At 43.8% G+C, this 21,529-nt stretch carries 26 protein-coding genes and 2 pseudogenes; 2 read left to right on the forward strand and 26 right to left on the reverse strand.

The annotated features are described in order from the left end of the window. Window positions 1-206: 206 nt before the first annotated feature. The 14 genes and pseudogenes from ACTQ1O_RS11415 to ACTQ1O_RS11480 all read right to left on the reverse strand — a co-directional run bounded on the left by ACTQ1O_RS11415 (window position 207) and on the right by ACTQ1O_RS11480 (window position 10,193). A complete protein-coding gene (locus ACTQ1O_RS11415) occupies window positions 207-473 on the reverse strand; it encodes a hypothetical protein (RefSeq protein WP_441487358.1) in 267 nt (88 codons plus the stop codon). A gap of 91 nt (window positions 474-564) precedes the next feature. Next, window positions 565-843 (reverse strand): hypothetical protein, encoded by a 279-nt coding sequence (locus tag ACTQ1O_RS11420; RefSeq protein ID WP_441487359.1) that lies wholly within the window; start codon window positions 841-843, stop codon window positions 565-567. Between the two features lie 117 nt (window positions 844-960). Beyond that, window positions 961-1,059, reverse strand: a pseudogene (locus ACTQ1O_RS11425) (phage tail tape measure protein); the annotation flags it as partial. A 72-nt stretch (window positions 1,060-1,131) separates the two neighbouring features. Beyond that, window positions 1,132-1,530 (reverse strand): putative toxin-antitoxin system toxin component, PIN family, encoded by a 399-nt coding sequence (locus ACTQ1O_RS11430; RefSeq protein ID WP_441487360.1) that lies wholly within the window; start codon window positions 1,528-1,530, stop codon window positions 1,132-1,134. A gap of 2 nt (window positions 1,531-1,532) precedes the next feature. Further along, a complete protein-coding gene (locus ACTQ1O_RS11435; RefSeq protein ID WP_441487361.1) occupies window positions 1,533-1,811 on the reverse strand; it encodes an AbrB/MazE/SpoVT family DNA-binding domain-containing protein in 279 nt (92 codons plus the stop codon). Window positions 1,812-1,992: 181 nt separating this feature from the next. Beyond that, a complete protein-coding gene (locus ACTQ1O_RS11440) occupies window positions 1,993-3,027 on the reverse strand; it encodes a hypothetical protein (protein WP_441487362.1) in 1,035 nt (344 codons plus the stop codon). 140 nt (window positions 3,028-3,167) lie between these two features. Further along, window positions 3,168-3,782 (reverse strand): helix-turn-helix domain-containing protein, encoded by a 615-nt coding sequence (locus tag ACTQ1O_RS11445; protein ID WP_441487363.1) that lies wholly within the window; start codon window positions 3,780-3,782, stop codon window positions 3,168-3,170. A 112-nt stretch (window positions 3,783-3,894) separates the two neighbouring features. Further along, window positions 3,895-4,140, reverse strand: a complete 246-nt coding sequence (locus tag ACTQ1O_RS11450) for a GNAT family N-acetyltransferase (protein WP_441487388.1) — start codon at window positions 4,138-4,140, stop codon at window positions 3,895-3,897. A 475-nt stretch (window positions 4,141-4,615) separates the two neighbouring features. Next, window positions 4,616-5,497 (reverse strand): helix-turn-helix domain-containing protein, encoded by an 882-nt coding sequence (locus ACTQ1O_RS11455; RefSeq protein ID WP_441487364.1) that lies wholly within the window; start codon window positions 5,495-5,497, stop codon window positions 4,616-4,618. Window positions 5,498-6,113: 616 nt separating this feature from the next. Then, window positions 6,114-7,022 carry a radical SAM mobile pair protein B gene (locus ACTQ1O_RS11460; protein WP_441487365.1) on the reverse strand — a complete coding sequence of 303 codons (909 nt, stop codon included), beginning with the start codon at window positions 7,020-7,022 and terminating at the stop codon, window positions 6,114-6,116. Further along, a complete protein-coding gene (locus ACTQ1O_RS11465) occupies window positions 7,010-7,699 on the reverse strand; it encodes a radical SAM mobile pair protein A (RefSeq protein ID WP_441487366.1) in 690 nt (229 codons plus the stop codon). Before ACTQ1O_RS11465 ends, ACTQ1O_RS11460 begins: the two co-directional genes overlap by 13 nt. Then, the gene (locus ACTQ1O_RS11470) at window positions 7,696-8,133 is read right to left on the reverse strand and encodes a radical SAM mobile pair system MarR family transcriptional regulator (RefSeq protein ID WP_441487367.1); all 438 of its coding nucleotides are present in this window, start codon (window positions 8,131-8,133) and stop codon (window positions 7,696-7,698) included. Before ACTQ1O_RS11470 ends, ACTQ1O_RS11465 begins: the two co-directional genes overlap by 4 nt. A 367-nt stretch (window positions 8,134-8,500) precedes the next feature. Then, window positions 8,501-9,193 carry a hypothetical protein gene (locus ACTQ1O_RS11475; protein WP_441487368.1) on the reverse strand — a complete coding sequence of 231 codons (693 nt, stop codon included), beginning with the start codon at window positions 9,191-9,193 and terminating at the stop codon, window positions 8,501-8,503. A 16-nt stretch (window positions 9,194-9,209) separates the two neighbouring features. Next, window positions 9,210-10,193, reverse strand: a complete 984-nt coding sequence (locus ACTQ1O_RS11480; RefSeq protein WP_441487369.1) for an NAD-dependent protein deacetylase — start codon at window positions 10,191-10,193, stop codon at window positions 9,210-9,212. Between the two features lie 215 nt (window positions 10,194-10,408). On the opposite strand from ACTQ1O_RS11480, the gene ACTQ1O_RS11485 reads away from it, so the two are divergent. Beyond that, the gene (locus ACTQ1O_RS11485; RefSeq protein ID WP_441487370.1) at window positions 10,409-11,005 is read left to right on the forward strand and encodes a TetR/AcrR family transcriptional regulator; all 597 of its coding nucleotides are present in this window, start codon (window positions 10,409-10,411) and stop codon (window positions 11,003-11,005) included. Window positions 11,006-11,259: 254 nt separating this feature from the next. Here the strand turns inward: ACTQ1O_RS11485 and ACTQ1O_RS11490 are convergent, their stop codons facing one another. The 12 genes from ACTQ1O_RS11490 to ACTQ1O_RS11545 all read right to left on the reverse strand — a co-directional run bounded on the left by ACTQ1O_RS11490 (window position 11,260) and on the right by ACTQ1O_RS11545 (window position 20,490). Beyond that, window positions 11,260-12,006: a GNAT family N-acetyltransferase gene (locus ACTQ1O_RS11490; protein WP_441487371.1), complete on the reverse strand. Its 747-nt coding sequence runs from the start codon at window positions 12,004-12,006 to the stop codon at window positions 11,260-11,262. Between the two features lie 4 nt (window positions 12,007-12,010). Further along, window positions 12,011-12,649 carry a GyrI-like domain-containing protein gene (locus ACTQ1O_RS11495; protein WP_105303942.1) on the reverse strand — a complete coding sequence of 213 codons (639 nt, stop codon included), beginning with the start codon at window positions 12,647-12,649 and terminating at the stop codon, window positions 12,011-12,013. Next, the gene (locus tag ACTQ1O_RS11500; RefSeq protein WP_441487372.1) at window positions 12,586-13,566 is read right to left on the reverse strand and encodes a helix-turn-helix transcriptional regulator; all 981 of its coding nucleotides are present in this window, start codon (window positions 13,564-13,566) and stop codon (window positions 12,586-12,588) included. Before ACTQ1O_RS11500 ends, ACTQ1O_RS11495 begins: the two co-directional genes overlap by 64 nt. 447 nt (window positions 13,567-14,013) lie before the next feature. Next, on the reverse strand, window positions 14,014-14,337 hold the full coding sequence (locus ACTQ1O_RS11505; RefSeq protein WP_004613237.1) for a hypothetical protein: 324 nt from the start codon (window positions 14,335-14,337) through the stop codon (window positions 14,014-14,016). Window positions 14,338-14,459: 122 nt separating this feature from the next. Continuing rightward, a complete protein-coding gene (locus ACTQ1O_RS11510) occupies window positions 14,460-14,984 on the reverse strand; it encodes a GNAT family N-acetyltransferase (RefSeq protein WP_090162423.1) in 525 nt (174 codons plus the stop codon). Window positions 14,985-15,012: 28 nt separating this feature from the next. Continuing rightward, entirely contained in the window at window positions 15,013-15,234 is a 222-nt protein-coding gene (locus tag ACTQ1O_RS11515) for a hypothetical protein (RefSeq protein ID WP_441487373.1), read from the reverse strand. A gap of 13 nt (window positions 15,235-15,247) precedes the next feature. Continuing rightward, entirely contained in the window at window positions 15,248-16,459 is a 1,212-nt protein-coding gene (locus ACTQ1O_RS11520) for a type I restriction enzyme HsdR N-terminal domain-containing protein (protein ID WP_441487374.1), read from the reverse strand. Between the two features lie 205 nt (window positions 16,460-16,664). Continuing rightward, complete coding sequence (locus tag ACTQ1O_RS11525) at window positions 16,665-17,099, reverse strand: hypothetical protein (protein WP_441487375.1); 435 nt, start codon at window positions 17,097-17,099, stop codon at window positions 16,665-16,667. After that, on the reverse strand, window positions 17,081-18,235 hold the full coding sequence (locus tag ACTQ1O_RS11530; RefSeq protein WP_441487376.1) for a recombinase family protein: 1,155 nt from the start codon (window positions 18,233-18,235) through the stop codon (window positions 17,081-17,083). The genes ACTQ1O_RS11525 and ACTQ1O_RS11530 overlap by 19 nt, the downstream gene beginning before the upstream one ends. Beyond that, window positions 18,235-18,642 carry a recombinase family protein gene (locus tag ACTQ1O_RS11535; protein ID WP_441487377.1) on the reverse strand — a complete coding sequence of 136 codons (408 nt, stop codon included), beginning with the start codon at window positions 18,640-18,642 and terminating at the stop codon, window positions 18,235-18,237. Before ACTQ1O_RS11535 ends, ACTQ1O_RS11530 begins: the two co-directional genes overlap by 1 nt. Next, entirely contained in the window at window positions 18,639-20,195 is a 1,557-nt protein-coding gene (locus ACTQ1O_RS11540; RefSeq protein ID WP_441487378.1) for a recombinase family protein, read from the reverse strand. Before ACTQ1O_RS11540 ends, ACTQ1O_RS11535 begins: the two co-directional genes overlap by 4 nt. 52 nt (window positions 20,196-20,247) lie before the next feature. Then, complete coding sequence (locus ACTQ1O_RS11545) at window positions 20,248-20,490, reverse strand: SHOCT domain-containing protein (protein ID WP_441487379.1); 243 nt, start codon at window positions 20,488-20,490, stop codon at window positions 20,248-20,250. 308 nt (window positions 20,491-20,798) lie between these two features. Here ACTQ1O_RS11545 and ACTQ1O_RS11550 point away from each other — a divergent pair. After that, window positions 20,799-21,350, forward strand: a pseudogene (locus tag ACTQ1O_RS11550) (ABC transporter ATP-binding protein); the annotation flags it as partial. Between the last annotated feature and the right edge of the window lie 179 nt (window positions 21,351-21,529).

Raw genomic sequence — 21,529 nt, forward strand, 5'->3', positions numbered from 1 at the left:
AAATTCCGCAATCTTCTTTATTCATGATAAATAACTGGTCGCAGCTAATTCATAGTATCGCCCGTTCAATAAAAGTTTGATGATTGAAGGCACGATACTTCGACACATTTATTCAAGAAACTGTTTTGCTTATTGTAACACTCTAAGTGAATAACGTCATCAAAATAGGCTGCTCCATTTCTGGAACAACCATAAACCCGTAAATATTAAATTGTGATGTCTTCATGTGCACCGCTTATCACCGTGATGGTAAGCTTATCGGGAAAGATCTTAATCTCCTTGATAAAGTTTTGAACCAGTTTTTCATCATAAGCGAACACCTTATCCTTTGACTTCTCGATGGATTCGCGGAGGTTATTGATTCGTTCTTTGTTCCGTTTCTCTGCTGTCCGCCCAGCTTCGATCTCTGTCTTTCTTCTTCTTAGCTCCTGCACCTTTTCAGCAAGCTCTGTGACATCCCAATGAGCTTTCACTCCGGCAAGAATATCCTTCTACAGGTCAGCGATTTCTTGCTTGATATCCTCTAATTCAGTAGCCGGATTTTCTCCGAGCAGATTCATCACTTCATTGCTGATAGCCATGTACTCCTGATTCCCATCGATGATCAGACCCTGTACTGCCTTCACCACTGCCTTTTGCAAATTTCGCAAGATCCTGTGAGAGCGTATCCATCGACACACCGGTTGCCTGCCCGACCTGATTCAAAGCATCGAGGAGGTTCCCGGCATCATCCGATGACTGCCCGAAGGCATTAAGAACGGAAGATAAATTATCTACGGAAGTGCTGACATCCGTGCTGTTTAAGGTGGCAAACTCCACAAACTTCGTAGAGAGATCTTCCAATGCGTCCCCGTCAGTCCGAATCTCGTGTTCACTTCGCCAACATCGCTGATCTTGCCGCCAACCTCTTTTATCTTGTCACCGGCGACCTGTAGCTGCTGTCCGGAAACAGAGCCAAATGGTGTCCCGGATCTCCTTATTCACACCCTTCAGGGCATTGGAGAGCTTAGTGGTATCGCCGTCTAGCTCAATGGTTATGCCCTTGATACGATCTGCCATAGCTCATCACCTCCTGAAAATTGGCATGAAAAAAGCACCGGCTCATCACCGATGCTCAACACGATTTTTACCTTATTTCAGAAACTCTCCCGGAGAAACAATTCGGGGATATGTAATTCCTGACTCAAGAAAGTCTTTATCTCCAGTCAAAATCACATCGGCGCCTGATGCAACTGCCGCCCTGAAGATTGGCCGATCCTTTTCATCCCGGATTTTCTGTTCGTCTGCTATTTCTGATTCTGGAACCTTTACGATTGTGACTGCTGTCATTAACATAGACAGAAATGTATTTAGCACGGATATCTTTTCCGGCATTTTTCTCTTAAATACTTTCTTCAGTTCATCAATATTAATCTCGCATACAATCGCATCATTGGGTTCTGTTAGTGCCTTGTAAAGAGCACTTGCAGGTGTGCTTCCGGGAAAAAGTGCTGCTGAGAACAGGACGTTGCTGTCAATAAATACCTTCATTCTCAATCCTCATCTCTAATAGACTTCATCAGATCGTTAACGTCCTGTTCCGATTCAAGCCCCAGCTTTTCTGCTTCACCTTTAAGCTGATCCTGCAAGTATTTCATTGCAAAAACAGCTGAGTTCACAACAGTGACCTTTCCATGATCAACCACAAATGTCACACGATCCCCATTACCAACGCCCAGAACCTCTCTGACATCTTTGGGTATTGTCACCTGTCCTTTCGACATTACCTTAGCATCATCCGTAAAAGTGCTCTTATCTAATATTGCTTCCATAATGTTCGCCTCCTTTCACGAAAGTAGGGTATTTCCTACTTTTATTATAACGAAGGCTGTCAAAATATCAAGCACTAAATCTTAACTTCCAGCCTTTTTGACGCTCAACCAGTCAGCCGATTGAAAGCAATTGAAAACCAATCAACAACAGTTGAACACAGTTGAACTAATTCAATCACAGCTAAAAGATAATCCTCTTTATTTGATCTGCAAGTTCATTCATTAACTTATATAATTCTTCCTTCGCCTCAAAATAATCTTTCTTAAAGGCTTTAATAGTAAGTCCTTTTAATACATCAGATTGAACTATATCAGAATTCTTAATATATTGACCCAACCCATAGTGAGCCAAACAATTGCGCAATTCTCTGTTCTTTAAATCAGAATTCAAAAACAGATTCAAGCCGGTTTCCTTGTTTAAATCTAAAATAAAATCACAAAGGTAATAGTACATCAAATAACAGAACTTAAATTTTTGCGGAATTTCCTCCGTGATATATTTTTCCACAAATACTATACAATAGTTTATGCTACACAAAATAGAAAATAAAACGAGCCCAACTTCATTATTTAATTTCAACGGACAATTATTGAAAAAATGATAGTCAGAAAATGATAATTCGCAAAGGTGATCATATTCATATGCATATGGTTTCCCTAAGCAAAAATAACTGGCCAACTTTCCTGCAACAACACTCATATCTCTTATTTTGGGACCCATACTATTATCAACCCCTTTGAATGGCATATAAATACCGCACAATATTGTGTTTCCACAATATTCACCATGACATATATCGGTTCCAACATTATAGTACATGTTCGTCGCTATAGACAAAGGAGTCCTTATAGAATAGAAGTAATCATCAGATTGCTTCAAAGTATCCATAAGCTGAAGTCTGTACTCTTTATACGTTTTATCTAATAATTTATGTCCTTGCCTAAGCAGTGAATAATATGTGTTCTCTTCTGTGCTAAAGTTTGGTACAAAACGTAATCCAACCTTTCGCCCCCACTGTTCTGCGCCATTCGCAAACAATCCGATATATGGCTGACTCATCATCATATAGTTATTATCTGCCTTCGATGGCTCCTTAGATATGTCTATCAACGTAGATATAAATCTGGCATCTCCTTTAATCAAAGAATACGCCACTTGTTGAACAGGATTAAGCTTTTTTAGTTGTTGTCTCATAAATCGTTCATAATCTATCACGCTTCTATCTCTCCTATTAAATGTTATTGCCGACCACTTCACAGTGGAATTCAAGTCTGGTCTCACAATCGATATCGAAGCATAGAACAGGGCTCCCCGCCGCCGACGTATTTGCCGGTATTGAGGAGCCTTGGTCTGTCTTACTCTTCTTTTGTAAGAACTTTTTTCTGCCAGCTTCGTTTTCCGCATTTAGGGCATTTCATGTATCTCGTCCGCCCCATATGCATAGCAAGATTTGTCTGCCAGTATGTAGGTACATATCTGTGGTGGCAATTCTGACATTCATAGTATCCTGACTTTTGCTCAATGCCCACAGCGATAAAAGCTACCGTAAATATCATTATAAGAGCAAACACGATAAGTGCAATTCGCAGCCAGACTGGCATCTCTAAAAATGAAGCCACAAACACCATGATCAGTCCGGCAATGACGGCCGGAATTGCAATCCAGTATTCCGTCTGAAGCATCTGCCTGTTCTTTTCTTCAAGCTCTCGCCTCATTGCCAGCAGGTTTTCTTCCGCCCGTTTGTCATATGCTTCTGCCATAATTCTTTCGCCCGACAGGAGTTCGTTGACGTTAATTTTCAGAAGTTCACACAGCTCCAGCATAATCCCGGAATCCGGCATAGCCTTTCCGGTCTCCCATTTTGATATCGCCCGGTCACTGATTCCGAGCTTCTCGGCAAGGACTGCCTGAGTCATGCCCTGTTCCTTCCTGCAGGATGCTATGAATTTTCCAATTTTGATTTGATCCATATCGGGCACCTCCTTTCATGACTCTAGCATAGCCGAAAATCATGTTAATTCACACGAACCGGCAGTTGATTTTTGCCCACTCTATCGCTGGTTGAGTCCATAAAAGCTCATTTTACTTTAACTTCGCATATAGAAATAAATCATAAATTTGCCCATTTTTATAAACAGCACTCTTCTGTATGCCTTCCCGTATAAAGCTGTTTTTCTCCAGCACTCTCTGTGATGCCACATTCGGAGCATATACGAGCCCTGTGATGCGGATGATATCTAATTCCAAAAAGGCTGCGGCACAAATCTGACGAACAGCTTCTGTCATGATTCCCTTTGACCAGCAATCTGTCAAGAGCAGATACCCGATCTCTCCGTCCTTGCAGTAGACATCTGGTTTCTACTCGACTGAGATGTTTCCGACAATTTTACCATCAGCCACAATTGCTCGAAAAATACCGTCCTTTCCATCGTGCTCAGATATCATCCCTAACCACCAGTCCGCTGATTCCTCGGTATAAGGATAGGGTAATCGATTTGACAGATAGGAGCGATCCACTTCATTACAAATCTTTATAAGCTCAGGCTTAAACTCTTGTGTCCACTTTTCCAATTTTACATTCATTCTTGTCACGCTTTCCTTTTAAAGTCATTAATGAGTGCTTTATTCTTAGACGTAAATACAGTTACTACGGCAACCACGGCAGGTGAAACCAAGCCAAGAAACATTCCAAGATAAAGCCTCGTCCCTTCATTAAGTAAAATTGCAAATAGCCACCAGAACCAAGTGCAAGCAAATGTAATCAAATAGAATCTGACCGGTCGATATATATACTTTTCCATGACTACACCTCAGCCTCTACAATCACAAGCTCACTCTTTATACCATTGAACTCAATGTAATTGTCTGCTTCGGCATCTGAAAAGTCATCAACCTTTTTGCCCTGTCTCTCATAATAAATATGAGTTGCTATTCCCTTTTTTGTGCTTCTAAATCTATAATCTGCAGGAAGTGTAAGTCTTGATGTTGCTGACAATTGATTAATCTCAAGCGCACCCTCATGTGATAAAACACTGATCTGCATATCAAGATTTGAATCTATCTCAATTTCACTTTTATTTCCCTGAAGGGTAACTTCGCTAATTTTGCCATTTACCTCAATATGTTCATTTTCTATATCAGTAATATTCAGTGTCCCTGCATTAACTGATAATTCGATTTTTCCAATATATTTTATTGGAATAAAAATAGTAATGACCAAACTCTCCTTTGCATCTGCTTCACTGGCTTCATTAAATCTGTTAAGATCAATATCGATTCGGTTTTTTATATCATCAATCTTTACTTTATAATCTGCCAGAAGATTCTTATAGACATTTGAAAACATTGCGACTTCAATTTTCTCTCCATGATATGCCCTTAAATCTACAGCATATGCTCCACCAAGCTTGATATCAAAATTCTTCTTACCATCAATATCGTATTCAGTACGACTTTCATAGATGTAATCAGACTGCTTTTTCTCTGATTTCTCATTCAAAAGTAATTCATCTACTGATATCTGGAAAAGATCTGCTATTGCCATCAGATTTGCAATATCCGGTGTTCCTGTTCCATTTTCCCACTTTGTAATGGCTTGTCTTGATACACCGATTTTCTCAGCCATCTTCTCCTGTGAAAGTCCAGCCTGTTTTCTGTAATGTTTAATTTGTTCTTCTAAAGTCATTTTTTCACCTCCGTTTTCGGTTTGTTTTACTTCCTTCACAGATTAGTAAATTAACCTTTACCAAACAAGAAACATTAGCTGTCATTTCACTATTTTTCTGCTACTTTCCGTAGCAACGCCCTAAAATAAAGGTTTTTACAACGAAAACTAAATTTATCCAATCGCCAAATCCCGATTTATATCTTGGAATACCTACTTGCCTTTTTCCAAGCGGCTTAGAAATCAGTAGCAATGATATCCATTTCTCATTAGCACAATTTCACTACTTAGTATATCATGTTTGGAATTCGTGAAAAACAGAAAAGCCCTCCCACAGCCACGCCAGACCAACTTTTACATTTTTTCTAAAAGAAAACGCGGCACCGGCCTCTCTTCTCAGAAAGACGGATGCCGCAGAAATGGCTTAAACACGGGCTTTTCCAGCCCTCTTTCAATTTGTTCTTGTTAGCAGAGCCACTGTCTCGACGTGCCCCGAGACAGTGGAAAACATAATCACACTGGTCTATGCTGTCTGGGAATTGCTCAAAGCAGGGACATGCTGTTCGGGAATTTATCAGAAATATGACCATTACCTTCAATTATATCAGCAACATTGCAAAACACATTGAAATGGAAGTTAGCGATTTCTTTTTCCGGTATTCTCTGTCCCACGGATTTCCTCATGATAGAAATAATCTACGATCACCGGATGCCCCTGCGGGACTCTGCCATAAGGCATTTCATTATCCACAAAGGCACAATCATACTTCTTAGCCATTTTCTCAGCTTTTACTTCAAGTGCTTCAAAGCAGCTGCGGTTATGCTTGTTATAGATCTCGTCGTAAAGTGGTACCAGATCAGGATATTTTCCGGCGATATAATCCATAATTGTCTTTTTGAAACCGCCTCGAAGATTGAGATTTTCGAGCCAGAACAGATCACACTGATCCTTTACCCGCTCAAAGATTGCTTCAAAATCCGTGATACCGGGGAATACCGGGGATACGAAACAGACTGTACGGATACCTGCTTCATATACCTGCTTCATAGCAGAGATACGGCGCTCAATGCTCGAAGCAGAGTCCATATCGTTCTTGAAATTTTCATCTAGTGTGTTGATCGACCATGAAACGGTTACACGTCCAAGCTTCTTCAGCAGATCAATATCCCGTACCACAAGATCCGACTTTGTGCAGATCAGAATATCTGCGTCACTGCCGATCAGCTGCTTCAGAAGTTTTCTGGTATTCCCGAATTGCTCCTCCTGTGGATTGTAGCCATCTGTCACAGAACCGATGACTACCCGCTGTCCGGCATATTTCTTCGGATTTTTAATTTCCGGCCAATGCTTCACATCAAGGAAAGTGCCCCATTCCTCCTTGTGCCCGGTAAAGCGCTTCATAAAAGAAGCATAGCAATACTTGCAGGCATGTGTACAGCCCACATAGGGATTGACCGAGTAACCGCCTACCGGCAGACTGGACCTAGTCATGATGTTTTTTGTTTCCACCTCACGAATGAGGATCCCATTTATTACTTCTTCCATGATTTCTGTACCTCTAACACTTTATTAAATTCTTCCGGCATCTCCTGAATCATATTTTCATCCCCTATGATAGGGACAAGGTCTTCCTTCATAAACACCGGAATGCCGAGCTTATGTGCCTGGTCCACCAGAGACCATGCCCATTCCGGCTCCGTATGAATCTTCCTGCTCTGAGCTCCGGTCATGGTGCCCACAACGATCCAATTGATTCTGGAAAGGTCAACTGTGCCGGGATCGTCGAATAACGGCTCAAAGGTAACATGGTAATGTTTTGCTCTGACATTTTTCCGAATGGCGTCGATACGCCACAGTTCTGCTTTCCTCGTCACCGTAACGCCAAACCATGCGTTTTCCAGATCGGTATCAAAATCCAGCAAATCAGGTCTCTTGGTAAGGAACAGGAACTGATGTTGTGGATTTTCACGGATCTTTGCAAACACCTCGTCTCTCCATTCCGGCTTCCATCCAGAGAGATCGCTCATGCCGGTGAGAAGAAAGTTCTGCGGACGTTTCTTTTCCATCATCCTGAGCTTGCCTGGAAAGAACTCAGGATCAGAGAAGTCATCAATCATATGCCAGCGTTTCACATTGTTGCGGGCATAGCAATATGTACATCCCACTTTGCAGCCAATGACGATATTCATGTTCTGAATCTGATCTTTGATACAAATACTCATGACTTCTGCCACTCCTCAAGATTCTTTCTGATGCGGTCGAGGAATTCCTCAAAGCGGGTAATTTCTTCCTCTGAAAAACCTTTGTAGTAAATACTGCCCATCTCATCCGATACAGAATCGTACTCGCCCTTTAAGGCATGTGCTTTCTCAGTCAGAAACAGAAGTGTTTTCCTTTTGTCCGTTTCAGACTGAACACGGCTTATCAGCCCTTGATTTTCCATTCTTTCCAGCATCGTAGTAAGAGATGTTATCGCTAATCCGCATTTAGTCGAAAGTGACCTGATTGAGATACCATCCTCCTGCCACAGCACATAAAGAATACGTCCCTGGGCTCCATTAAACGCATCAATATTCTTTTTACTGAGAATCTTCTCGAAAATCCGGTCTCCAAGTTGTTTTATTTTGGTGACAAGAAATCCTCCATTCATGTCCATACAAATGCTCCTATATAGTAGTTTATCAGAAACATACTATATAGGAGCTTTCTTGTCAACAATTTATATGTCTTAATAGGTAAATTCCGATTTCACGGCCAGTTCGACCGCGCTGTTTTCTTCCTCGGCAGACTCTCCTCCACCTCCCTTTTCACATAGGTCAATTCTGATTTATATCTTGGTATACGTATCTTGTCTTCTTCCAAGTGGCTTTGAAATCCTTACCATTTCATCTGTATATTATATCCGAATATCCTGCAGGTCCGCCGGGACAAAAGAAGAAAATGCCAATTGCCCCGAAAGATTCTCCCTGATTTTTCCGGATCGTCCATTTGATTTCATAGTCTGTAACCTCATGTTCAGGCTCTCATTCATTCAAAAGATTCCTTAAGTTTTCTCCGATATCACCTGTCAGGGCTACTGTCCTGTCTGCCAGCGCATCCGGAACGTTGATTTCTCCCGGCATATTCATCGTAATGAACTTCCAGGAAGGATATTCCGCTGCCGTTCCCATCGTCGGGGCTTTGATCAGCTGATTCCGGCTCCCAATGCCAAGCTCAAAGAGCAGAGCATTCTGCCCGGAATACTCCTGAAGGAATGCATAAAATCTCTGCCGCTGGCCGTTCCACTCCTCAGCCCCCTCCGTAAGGCCTTCGAAGTTACCTTCCACTTCGAAGATTCTGTCCCGGTCAAAACCATTCATCTGAAAATGCGCGTCGCCGTTACTGGTCACGATAAAATATGGTTTATTCCTGACAATTGAAAGCAGGTTTTTCATTACCTCACTGCCATGGTAGTCGTCAATTAAATACTGATGAACCGTCTGCATATATTCCTCATGATCGGCCGCCGTCATCGGCGTGAACACACCGCGGATCAGGCAGTCTGCGCCGTACTTCTGACGGAACTTCCCAAAGTACCTTCTGAACGACCCATTATCCGCAAAAATATGATACCCCTCCGCGATGGAAAGCCCGTTGCTCGCCGTAATCAGAATGGCATCCGTGTTTTTCAGCCAGTCTTTTGCCTCTTTATAATCGTTCACTTTATATTCCATCATTTTTCACCCTCTACGATCATACAGCTGTGACTTTCTTCTCCATTTCACTTCTTACATCCTCCAGCACTTTCCCAATATCGGCCTGGATAGCCAGTCCCCTGTCTTCAATTGCCTCCGGCAGGAACGCATAATCCTTGTTCACAGAAATATACGTCGTCTGTGGCAAACTGTTCACCAGTTCCCAGAACGGCTCCTGGATGAACATCGGTGTGAGTCTTCCGACGCCGAGTTCCAGGAAAAGAATCTTCTCGTCCTTATGCGCGAGAATGTAATCTGAAATCTTCTGATATTCCTCTTCGTATTTCTTACCGGTCAGGAAATTTCCATAACCCCGGACCCACGGAAACGTCTCAGCGCCGCAGTGCGGGCAGCGCGGGATCAGTTCCTTCGGCACCTCCGTGCCCTCACCCATGGCATCGATCATCTCCTGCACCGGTTTCACGGCATCCCATACCTCATCCGTGCAGCACCTGGAGCACTGGAAGAAGCGATGGTCGCCCTGAATCTGGGCGACTTTCGACTCCGAATACAGCTTTACGAACTGGGTGTCCTGATTTGTGGTCAGTACAAAGAATTCTTTATCCGCGAGGACCGCATCCAAATCCAGGTACGGCTTCCGAACCTCCGCATGCTGGGTGGTATGCAGGAATGTTGCCATATATCCCCAGAACTCCTCACGGGAATCCCAGTGGGCAAACGCACCGGCAAAAGCTCCTTTGAATCCGTATTTCTCCGCATACTTTCCGAAATATTTCCGGTAGGAGGCGTTGTCTTCATAATAGAAATCCCCGCCGCCTGCCGCGGAAAGGCCGGATGCTCCTCCGATGATCACGCAGTCCGCGTCCTTCACTTTCTGAACAAAATACTGAATCTGCTCTTCATAAGGGAGCGGCTCTTTCTTTGTCAGCGGAACCACAGTCCTGCCGGATGCATATACGTTGTAATATCTGGAATAATTGCTCATCTGTACTTCATTTACAATCTGCTCATAAAAGGTCATGATTTTCATTCCTCTCTCATTTTTGATTCTGCGATACAAGGTTAGCGACAGTTTATTGACACCTTGTCTATAAACTAATATACTTAAATTTGGAAAAATGAGAAGAACACATTCTCTCAAAAGAATAACTCCCGTACAGAATTGCAAAACTGTACAGGAGTTTCTCATGATCTGGAATATTCGATTGCAGATATCAGAGAAAGACGGTGAATAAAATGAAGTCACCAAATCAGAAAAAGACTGACCGAAGAACGTTATACACACAGATGGTCATCAAAGACGCGCTTCTGGAACTGAATAAAGAAACCGCCTATGACAAGATCAATGTCACTATGGTCTGCAGGCAGGCTGAGATTGCCCGTGCTACCTTTTACCTGCATTTTGACAGCCTGGATGAAGTACTGGACAGTGTCATCGATGACGCCCTCCTCTTTTCAGAGAGCGGCTCCGGAACGGTTGTTGATGTACTCGATATTATCCGCAGCGGCAGGTCAGATGTGCTCCGTGAGAACGAAACCGTCCTGCCCGCCTGCCAGCGGATCGCTGATTCTGATAAATATCATCACTTGTTTATGGACGTATCTGTCAGCGACCATATCATCCAGAGGATTGCCGCTCATGAGCATGACAAAGTTGTCCCGGATCTTATGGCGCATACCGGCCTCGCCACAGATGAAGCCGAGATGCTTTTTAAGTTCATCCTTAACGGATCTTTCGCTGTAAACAGGAGCCTTAGCTGGGAGAAAAATGAACGATGGTACCGGTACCAGAAGATCCTTGGCAGATTTATTAATGCCGGGATAGAGAGATAATCACATCGCCACTTCTGTTACCATCCCCGCCTTCATGGTAAAGTGCATTCTGTCCGGGAAGACTTCGATCTTTTCAACGAAGTCCCGGACAGAAAACGCGGCACCCGCCTCTCTTCTCAGAAAGACGGATGCCGCAGAAATGGCTTAAACACGGGCTTTTTCGGCCCTCTTTCAATTTGTTCTTGTTAGCAGAGCCACGGTCTCGACGTTGTTCCACGTGAGCAACAAAAACTCCATGGCGGTATTGCTCCTGATCAAGCATTCACAAGTTTCAGAAACTTTTTATCGTTCATCTGCTCATTCGTAATATATTCTCCGTCATGAAACAACGCATAGTTTGTAATCGGAGTCGGAGTATTCTGTGCTTTCTCTCTGCTTTCGATATGGATCGCATGGAATGGTATATCATTTTCTCTGGCAGTCTGCTCCAGCACTGGAACATACTTCGCATTGAACGGACACTGGCTGGTGTAATACAGTACATAACCTTTTTCTTCTATGCGCGGATGCTTTGCACATTCCCTGAAATGAGGCTTGTCTGCATCCGTCACAAATGGCAAGTACCACAACTGAATGCCATTGTCCGCCTCGTCGCATACGGTAAAGCCCTTATATTTCAGAAACTTAGGGTCGGCAAGGAACGGCTTCTTCTTAGCTGCTGCTAATATACACAGCCCTTTCTTCCCCTTTTCTTTACTGTCCTCAATACAGGCGTTCAGCAATTCTGCAGAATAGCCATGACCTTTGAAGGAACCGGACACCCACAGGCAATCGATATACATATAGCCGTCAGCCTGGATTGGAACCCACGCGTTCTCAGCCGGGATATATTCTATAAAGCACTTTCCCCGCTCCACACTCTTCAGAAAGACAAGCCCCTCTTCAAACCTGTCGGCCAGCCACGCCTTCTTCGATGACACCTGAACATCCTTATTATTGGAAATGGCACAGCAGATATGCTCCTTTTCCAGATTTTCCTTTGTAACTCTGATGTACTCCATCGGATCAATTCTCCTTCACTTTTATCGGATGACGGATCACGGTCCTCAGCTTCTCCGGTGCTGCTTTCCGCGCATCGCTCAGATAAATCTCATGGTGCATGCGTTCGTCCGTAATATCAAGAGCATATCCCTGCTCTTCCATAAATCTGTGCATCGCCGCTACCGTGGCAGGCTCATCATCATAAGCCCCGATATGCATACACTGAACACACAGCCCTTCATCATAGGTAAAAAACTCAACTTTCGAAAAATCCTGTTTCTTTTTTGCCGCAGCTTCTTTGACAGCCCAGTCAAAATCATCTTTCGTCACAAAATCCGGCAGACGGATGACGGAGATCCACCGGAAAGAATCCTTATGGGTATAATCGACACCGATCACTCCATCCTGCCACCAGAATCCTTCCAAAGGCGGCACCACATAATCAAAATATCCATCGATCTGATAGCTGCCTTTCTTACTCATCTTGATCGTAAAAGCAATACCGTACAGAAGACCTATCGCCTGTTTGTACTCGCCTTCCTCATCATTGGGATCCCCGCTGCCGCGTACCGCGATAAAATTCATTTCCGGCACAGTTACTATTGAAGGTGTTCCTTTCGGCATATAGAATTCTTGGTATTCTTTTTTGAAATCAAATGCCATAAATGATAATCCTCCTCATAAAGCTGTAATGTCTCCTCTGCATTCCTGCGGATAATATCCCGCGCTTCTGCCGGCTCCAGCACTTCAGCCTTCGCTCCGAAAGTCATGAGCCAGGTCACAAGGTTTTCCATATCCGTGTAGTCCGCTGTAAAGAGCAGTCTTCCATCATCCGCTTCTGTAAAGCAATCAGGTCCGAAGTCTTCGATCAGGCGCCATTTCATATCCGGTGAAAATAACGCCTTAACCTTAATCTCACCCGGAAATATTTTTTCAGCTGAAAGATCCGGCATAGGTGCATCTCGACAGACAAATTCTTTATCCGTTTCTGTAACGCGATCCATGCGATTCAGCTTAAACAATCTGTAATCCTTACGATCCATACACCAGCCCCAAAGGTACCAGCTTGACCATCGAAATACCAGATAATAAGGTTCAACCGTCCGCTCGCTGTCACCGGACGGAGCATAATACCGAAACCGGACCATGTGCCTGTCTCCGATCGCATCCTGTATCGTTTCTATCTTCGGCGCCAGCGAATCCCGATACCACGATGACAGATCGATCAAAATGGAATCCCGTCCGCTGATGAACTCAGAAGATCCCGCCTGTATTTTTTCCATCAGCTGACCGTAATAACTGCTCCCGCTCACGCTGTCCAGGCTTCTCAGTCCTGCAAGGATCATCTGCATGTCCCTTGATGTCAGGATCGTCCTGTCCATCCGGTATCCGTCCATAATACTGATCCCGCCGCCAGTGCCCTGAACTGTACGAACAGGAATACCGGCCTTGCAAAGGTCCTCAATATCTCGGTTAATCGTTCTGCGAGACACTTCAAACCTTTCTGCCAGTTCCGGAGCTGTTGTCTTGTCTTCCTGCAATAAGATTGACAATATTCCTATCAGCCTGTCTATCTTCATGTTCTCTTACGCTCCATTTATATACTAACGCATATAACACGACATCTGTATGTCATGTTTATTATATCAAAGCAATGCAATTTCAGCAAAAGGAAAACCTGTGGAAATCCCATATCACGGTTCATTCCACAGGTTTTTTCACATACTCTTCAAACTTTAGTAGTCTGTCAAATGTCTTTCTCTGAACTCTTGATCCTGTAATAATCCTCAGCATCAACGCTAATCTCAACACAGTCCTTCGGCTTCGCATTTTTGTTGCTCAAGAGGACAACGGTCTCGACGTGCACCGAGACAGTAGAAAAAATAATCATACTGCTTCATGCTGTCTGGGAATTGGTCAAGGTAGAACCATGCTGTTCGGAAATTGATCGAAAATATGATGTTGCTCCATTACCTTCAATGATATCAGCGACATTGCAAAACACATTGAACTGGAATTTGACTTTCCTATTTTCTTAAAATCTCATGTGGAGCTTCTATTTCATTTGCCAAGGTATGCTCTGTTAATTCTGACATCAATTTCAATTTTTTATTAATCAATGGTCGCATACAATTAGGAACATGTTCCTGATGCGCTCTGTGGATCGCTACACATTCCTTACAGTTTCCGTGATAACGACAGGCTTTCAGGCAAGGACAGTGATCTTTGTCTTTATACTCCTTACGAAATTCCGCTGCAAATTCTTCTTGCAGTCTCAGTCCCTCGACACGGTTTCCCTTATGAAATTCTACCATTGCATCCAGTTCTTTCTGGTTCCCTTCAATCTTCATGTTATTATAGCGCCTCCATTTCAACTATTCCTCATTCTCTGATAAATTCCCGTTTGGCGACTTCCCGGTAAACGGGAATTTGTTTGTACAATGTTCAAGATATAACTGTTATTATGTCTTGATTAGAGTACAAACTCATATAAGAGGAACTTCCTCGGTACTCCAATATCAACATATGTGATTTCAACCTTATCCACATACTTAAATCCAAACGACATATACATTTTCTGTGGAATATCATTTCCCTCTATGCAATCAAGACGAATTGATTTAAGGTTTCTTTCCCTTGCTGTGTCAATTGCGTGTTGAACTAACTGCTTCGAGTATCCATGACCTCCATATTCCGGAAGGACACGCAAGGCATGAAGAACTACTGTCTCGTTATCATTTGCATCAATAAGCCATTTAACTGCGTGATACGCCTCATCACGATCATGATTCATAATATACGCTGCAACAATTCGACCATCTTCAATACCGATAAACTGATTTCTCTCTTTGATTGCATCTTTGATCATTTCATCTGGAGGGAAACCACCTTTATCTCCCTCCGGCAGAAAATCTTTTCCGCTCAAGACTTTACACATACCGTCATAAAACTGTCGCAATTCTATAAAATTTTTCTCTTCTGCATATCTGATAATCATAGAAATCTATTACCTCCAACTTCCGATTTCACGGCCAGTTCGACCGCGCTGTTTTCTTCCTCGGCAAACTCTCCTCCGCCTCCTCTTTGGTAGAAAAGAGTCGATGCTCCTTGACCTTTATGCCACCGTCACTATCGGCAAAGCGGATGGTGTAAAATCCGCCACCGAACTTCAATATCCTTACTTTCCGGATGATGCGGTTCGATTCCACAAGGAAAGCCGTGTCACCGGGATTAAATTTCTTATCCATAGACACCTCATATCTACTTTCTGGCTTTCACGATCTCTCTGAACTCATCCCGCACAATAGAATATGAGATAAGATTTACCACCAAGTCGATAACATCCGGCTCATCCAGTCGGAGCAGATGGTCGGCTGTGATACTGCCCAGATAGTATTTGTCCTCTGTTAATATCTTCGGATACCGTCTGCTGACCATTTCCCGCAGTTCTGATTTTTTTCCGCTGCCAATACTGCCTATTGCGATCCTGCCGTTGTGATAGAATTTGACCGTTTTGCCCGCTGCCACAGCATCCTCATCTACAACCATCTGAAGTGCATGGTGGGAAGTCTTTTCATTATCGTGCGCCACACAGATACAGGTCAGCGGATGTTTCCCGGGTATATTGTTATCGATCCACGATGCCTTCATATAGGTGGTGAGTCCGATTGAAAAAATCTCCGTGTTGTCGTCTATGCTGACGAGGAATGAACGATAAGGACCATAGAACTGCCCTCCTGCGGCATTGCCATAAGTTAGCATCCTAACACCGTAGTCCTCCAGCAGTTCAAACATGCCATATTTCCCAGTCGGCATTTTTACCCTTACATCAAGCAGCCCTTCCCAGAGGTTAAAAACCGGAAGTGCCAGTTCCATCGGTGTATACTTGCTGATACCCGTATAATAACCGTCCTCATCTTCAGCGAAGGCACTGCGCAGTGCTTCTTCAAGTTTATCAAATGGAATCCGCTCCGGCACTGCCTCCTGCTCGACAGGAACACAATCGCCAGTCAGCATATCGGCATATTTCGGCAATTCCTCTATCTGAACATACTGCTTTTTAGTCTCATCGTATTTATAGCAGAACTCACGGTCACCATTGATCAGCAAGGTATAGATACTGCCCAAGGCGTCACTGTAATCAAGTACCTGGTTCATCGCCTTCTCATCCAGCGGAACCTTCTCCGCTTTACATTCAATGACCGTCAGAGGGAAAGCGTCATTGTCCTTGTTTTTTCCAAGCACTACGATATCTGCTCTGTCCCTGGATTTCAGTCCATAATGGGAAAGATGCTCCTCAACCTGCACCATCCCCGCAGGTACTTCCAGAACATCAAGAAGATATGAAATCACCTTCTGTCGAACTGTTTCTTCCGGGGTAATGTATATGAGCCGCTTTCTTATCGGATCGAGATAGCAATCCCGTCCATTCCTTTTATATATTTTCGGCAGCTTTGCCTTTGATAGATCCAACTACTCCGCCTCCATTTTCGCATAAGTTAATCCTGATTTATATCTTGGAATACATATCTTGTCTTCTTCCAAGTGGCTTTGAAATCAGTGGCAATTATATCCATTTCTCATTAGCACAATTTCGTTACTTAGTATATCATATTTGGAATTCGTGAAAAACAGAAAAGCCGTCCCGATAGTCCGAGACGGCAAAATACTGTCAATATTAAATTGTGATGTCTTCATGTGCACCGCTTATTACCGTGATGGTGAGTTTATCGGGAAAGATCTTGATCTCCTTGATAAAGTTTCGAACCAGTTTTTCATCATAAGCGAGCACCTTATCCTTGGACTTCTCGATGGATTCGCGGAGAGCCTTGATGCGTTCCTTATCCCGCTCTTCCACTGCCTGCCCAGCTTCAATCTCTGTCTTTCTGCTTCTTAACTGCTGCACTCTTTCAGCAAGTCCTGTGATGTCCCGATGTGCTTTCACTCCGGCGAGAATATCCTTCTGCAGGTCAGCGATCTCTTGGTTGATATCCTCTAATTCAGTAGCTGGATTTTCTCCGAGCAAGTTCATTACTTCATTGCTGATAGCCATGTACTCCTGATCCCCATCGATGATCAGATCCTGCACGGCCTTTACAACTGATTTCTGCAAATCTTCCTCATACACCGTTCGGGATCTACATTCGGACTTTTTGCCTTTTTCAAACGATCCCTGCATCGCCACACGATTTGTTTCTGTCCTCTGATAACCCATTGTGTTCTTTGAAAACGCTCTCCGCATTCCCCGCAGATCACCTTTCCACTCATTGCGATATGGCTTGAGTACACCCCGTTCAGCTTTCCTTCCCTACGAAGCTGTGCCCGTCTTACCATCTCAGTCTGCACTTCGAAATAGAGTTCTCTTGGAATAATTGCAGGATGGTCATTCTTCACATAATACTGCGGCAGGTAATCCTCATTTTTCACCCGTTTCTTCTGCAAAGTATCAATCGTTACCGTCTTCTGCAACAGGGCATCACCGATGTATTTCTCATTTGACAGGATCTGCTGAATGTTCGTCCCCTGCCACCTTGTATTTCCCGCACCATTCTTGATGCCATCTCGCTCGAGTCCCTTGGCAATGCTGATAGTGCTTCCGCCTTCGAGGTATTCCCGATAGATGCGTTTTACGATCTCTGCCTCTTCTGGTACGATCACCAGTTTTCCATCCTCTCCTTTGGTGTACCCAAGGAAGCGATTGTAGTTTACATTTACTTTGCCTTGCTGATAACGATACTGCAATCCAATCTTGACGTTCTGCGACAGGGATTCGCTCTCCTGCTGAGCAAGGGACGAAAGGATCGTAAGGAGCACCTCACCGTTTGCATCCAGTGTGTTGATCCCTTCCTTCTCAAAATAAATCTCAATGTTCTTTGTCTTCAGTTTTCGTACAGTCTGAAGGCAATCGACCGTATTTCTGGCAAAGCGGCTGATGGACTTGGTGCGAATCATGTCAATCTTCCCATCCATTGCATCATCAACCATCTGATTGAACTGTTCACGCTTCTTCGTATTGGTGGCACTGATTCCTTCGTCGGCATAAATGCCGACCAAATTCCATGCCGGGTTCTTCTCAAGTTCCTCTTTAAAGTGCTTCACCTGAGCCTCGTAGCTCTCTTCCTGCTCATCCGAATCCGTTGATACCCTGCAGTATGCCGCAACGTTGATCTTCTTTTCATTATTCTTAACCACCCTGCTCCCGATTTTCTTCCGTGGAGGTATGATGGTTACCTCTGGTGCCCCTGCCATTATTCTCTCACCTCAATCTTTTCATAAATATATGCTGCTTTTTCTGACGGATCCTCCGGAAGCTCACTTTCTTCCATTGTCCGTAGTTGAAACCTTGTCCCAGGAATCACAGGTATAGCCTGTCTTTTGGATCGTTTTCTTTTTACTTCCTTTCGCTTCTTCTGAACTGCCTCAAAGACTTTTTCATCAATGATTTCCGGGTAATAATCCGTGCCCCGATAACGTGAATCTTCCAAGATGCGACTGAACGACGAATGCGTCTTATCCAGACTCGACGCTTTTCGTACCTCCACAAGACTTCCTGTCTTAAGATATGTATCGAATATCAACTTCACCCGATCCGACTCAATTGGCTCCAGAACTGCTTTTCCATTCTCGATCCGATATCCGTATGGTATAGATCTCATGACAACTCCTCCTTCAAAAGTAATACGCATTTCAGTTTGAATCCAATAAGTGTTCTCGAATAGACAATCACCCCATCCACGAACTCTCGGAAGGCTTCTTCATCCATGTTCTTCGTGATACTTGCTTTCTTTAGAAATCGAGCCAGCTTTCCAGCTTCTGCTGTATACAAGTAGTTGTTTGTAAGGCTCATGGTAAGCGTCGTCTTCTTCGCACTCAAATCCATCTTTTCCTTATTCAACTGATTGAGTTCATTCTGATATGTTTCTGGATCTAGAACACCGTCCGCAGCAAGCTGCGTGATTGCTGCCTGTTGTTCCAAGACAAAAGAATACTTTGCTGACAACTCTGCTATTATTTTGTTCGTTCGGTCAGTATCAAAATTCTCAAGCTCTTTCACATAAGGTTCCATCAGCTGTCGTCTCGAAAAAATGAGCTTGTTCATCATTGTGACAAAAGCCGCCCTGATCTTAGCTTCCGGTATAGACTTTAAGGAGCAACTATTCAGATCCCTTACATGCATCGGACACGCCCATGCGCTGCCGATGTTCCCGCTTTTAATCACGACATGCTTCAAATGCGAACCGCAATGCGCGCAGGTAATCTTTCCTGTGAAAAGGTTACGATTCTGATATTTGGGATCTTCTTTATGAATTCCCCGATCAGTCCTTCTCTGAGCCATGACGGCATTTGCTCTTTCAAATGTTTCTCGGGAAATGATGGCGTCATGATCATTCTTCAGGTAATACTGCGCCTGCTCTCCGGTATTTTTCCTTTGATGGTACTCTTCATCAACGTAATGCTTCATGTAAAGGCAATCGCCAATATATCGCTCGTTTCTGAGAATCCCGCGGATTGTCGTGGGATGCCACTGTTTGCCTTTCTTCGGCGGCGTTATACTCATTGCATCCAGTTTTTGAGCGATCTTATTCGTGCCCATCCCATCAAGATATAAGCGAAAGATCATCCTGATGACCTCAGCCTGTTCCGGATTGATGATCATCTTTCCGTCCTTCATATCGTAACCGTAAGGCGGCGTTCCCTGCTTGTAGCTGCCATTCTGCATTCTGACATGAATACCCCATTTTTCATTGGTGGAGATACTTCTTGATTCGCTCTCAGCAAGACTGCTCATCACCGATAGCAAGAATTCGCTTCCCATGGTCTGTGTGTTGATGTTTTCCTTTTCAAAGTAAATCCCAACGCCATACCCGAGTAGTTCTCGCGTCATATTCAGGCAATCGATCTTGTTCCGGCTGAACCTTGAGATGCTCTTGGTAAGAATAAAATCAATCTTGCCCTCACTGGCATCCCCCAGCATCTTCTTCAGCGCTTTCCGATTTTCCGTCTTGGTACCACTGATTCCCTCGTCAAAGTACAAGCCGGAAAATTCCCAATCCGGATTGCTTTTGATGTAGTCCTCATAGTGTGAGCGCTGAGCTTCCAGACTTTCTTCCTGCTTGTCTGAGTCCGTCGAAACCCGGCAGTAAGCCGCGACTCTGAGCTTTTCTTTTTCTATTCTTTTGACCGGTTCAATTATCGTTATCGTTTTCACTGTCTCGGCCTCCTTTCTGTACGTGACATATTGGCTCTGAAGTGCAGTGATATCAACGAATATCCGGCAATAAAGCGGCAAGAATCGGGCTATATTTTGCACGAATGTGATGCTCGCATTTGGTATATTCCTTGTCGGTAATATCTCCATTGTCTCTGAGTTCATCAAGAAGTTTGACTGCAAGACGGTAACAATAATCATTGCGGTAGTCATCGAGTGTTCTCTCTGGCGGTGTCATATCAATCGGGAGGTGTCCGCATCCAAGCTCAACAACATTATTCTTTTCATTATCCATACTGCCTCTGTCCTCCTCGTAACTATGGCAGGACTATTCCTGCAATCGTATACGGACACAAAGGCAGCATTTTTGTGTTCAGAGGCGGGGAAAATTAGCTGAAAAAGCTGGAAATGGGCAAAAAAAATGGCTCAGTCCTAATTCCTGTTTTTTGTATGTTTGGGTATACACAATGATACGAGATCCATTTTTATATTCGTACTATATCTCCATCCCACATGGTGTCATATCAACAGGTTTTGGGATTGAGCCCTTTTCATTAGTTCTGTTCATCCACTTTCACTTCAAATAAAAAAAATGAGGGCGAATTTATTGCCATTGTCGGTCCTTCCAGATGCGGAAAGAGCACCCTGTTAAATATTGCCGGCATGATGCTTTCGCCGGACCAGGGAGAAGTGGATCTCTGCGGAAATAATGTCACTTCACTTCCCGGTAGAAAATGGACTAAAATTCGGAAAGAAGAGATCGGATTTATCTTTCAAAATCACCAGCTTCTGCCCTATCTCAAGGCCGGAGAACAGCTCTCGGTGCTTCTGAAGACCAAGCGGCAGGAAGTCGAGCAGCTCTTCCGGGAACTTGAAATTGAAAATATCATTGACCAGTATCCGGCCAAACTCTCCGGTGGAGAACGGCAGCGGGTTGCCATTGCCAGAGCCTTCGCGACCAATGCCAAGCTGATCCTTGCAGATGAGCCGACGGCCTCCCTGGATTCTCAGCGTGGCAGACATGCAGTCGAAATGATTCAGATGGAAGTTCATAAGAGAAATAAGGCCGCAATTATGGTGACCCATGATGAACGCGTTCTGGATCTGGTCGATAAAATCTATCGAATGGAGGATGGTAAGCTGAAAGCTGTCTGACCATTGTCGTATTCCCGGCAACAAACATCAACTCCTGCAGTGCTTGCTGCAGGAGTTTTTTCGTAAAAAAGCGAAACAAACGAAGGTAACGAAATTCTTGTTAAAACAAGTCAGGAACAGGAATTTATGCTATACTGTTGATAATTTCCAACGTTCAAACCTTCTCGAAATAAAGGAGC

This window comes from Bilifractor sp. LCP21S3_A7 (assembly GCF_052118825.1).
Taxonomy (GTDB): Bacteria; Bacillota; Clostridia; order Lachnospirales; family Lachnospiraceae; genus Bilifractor.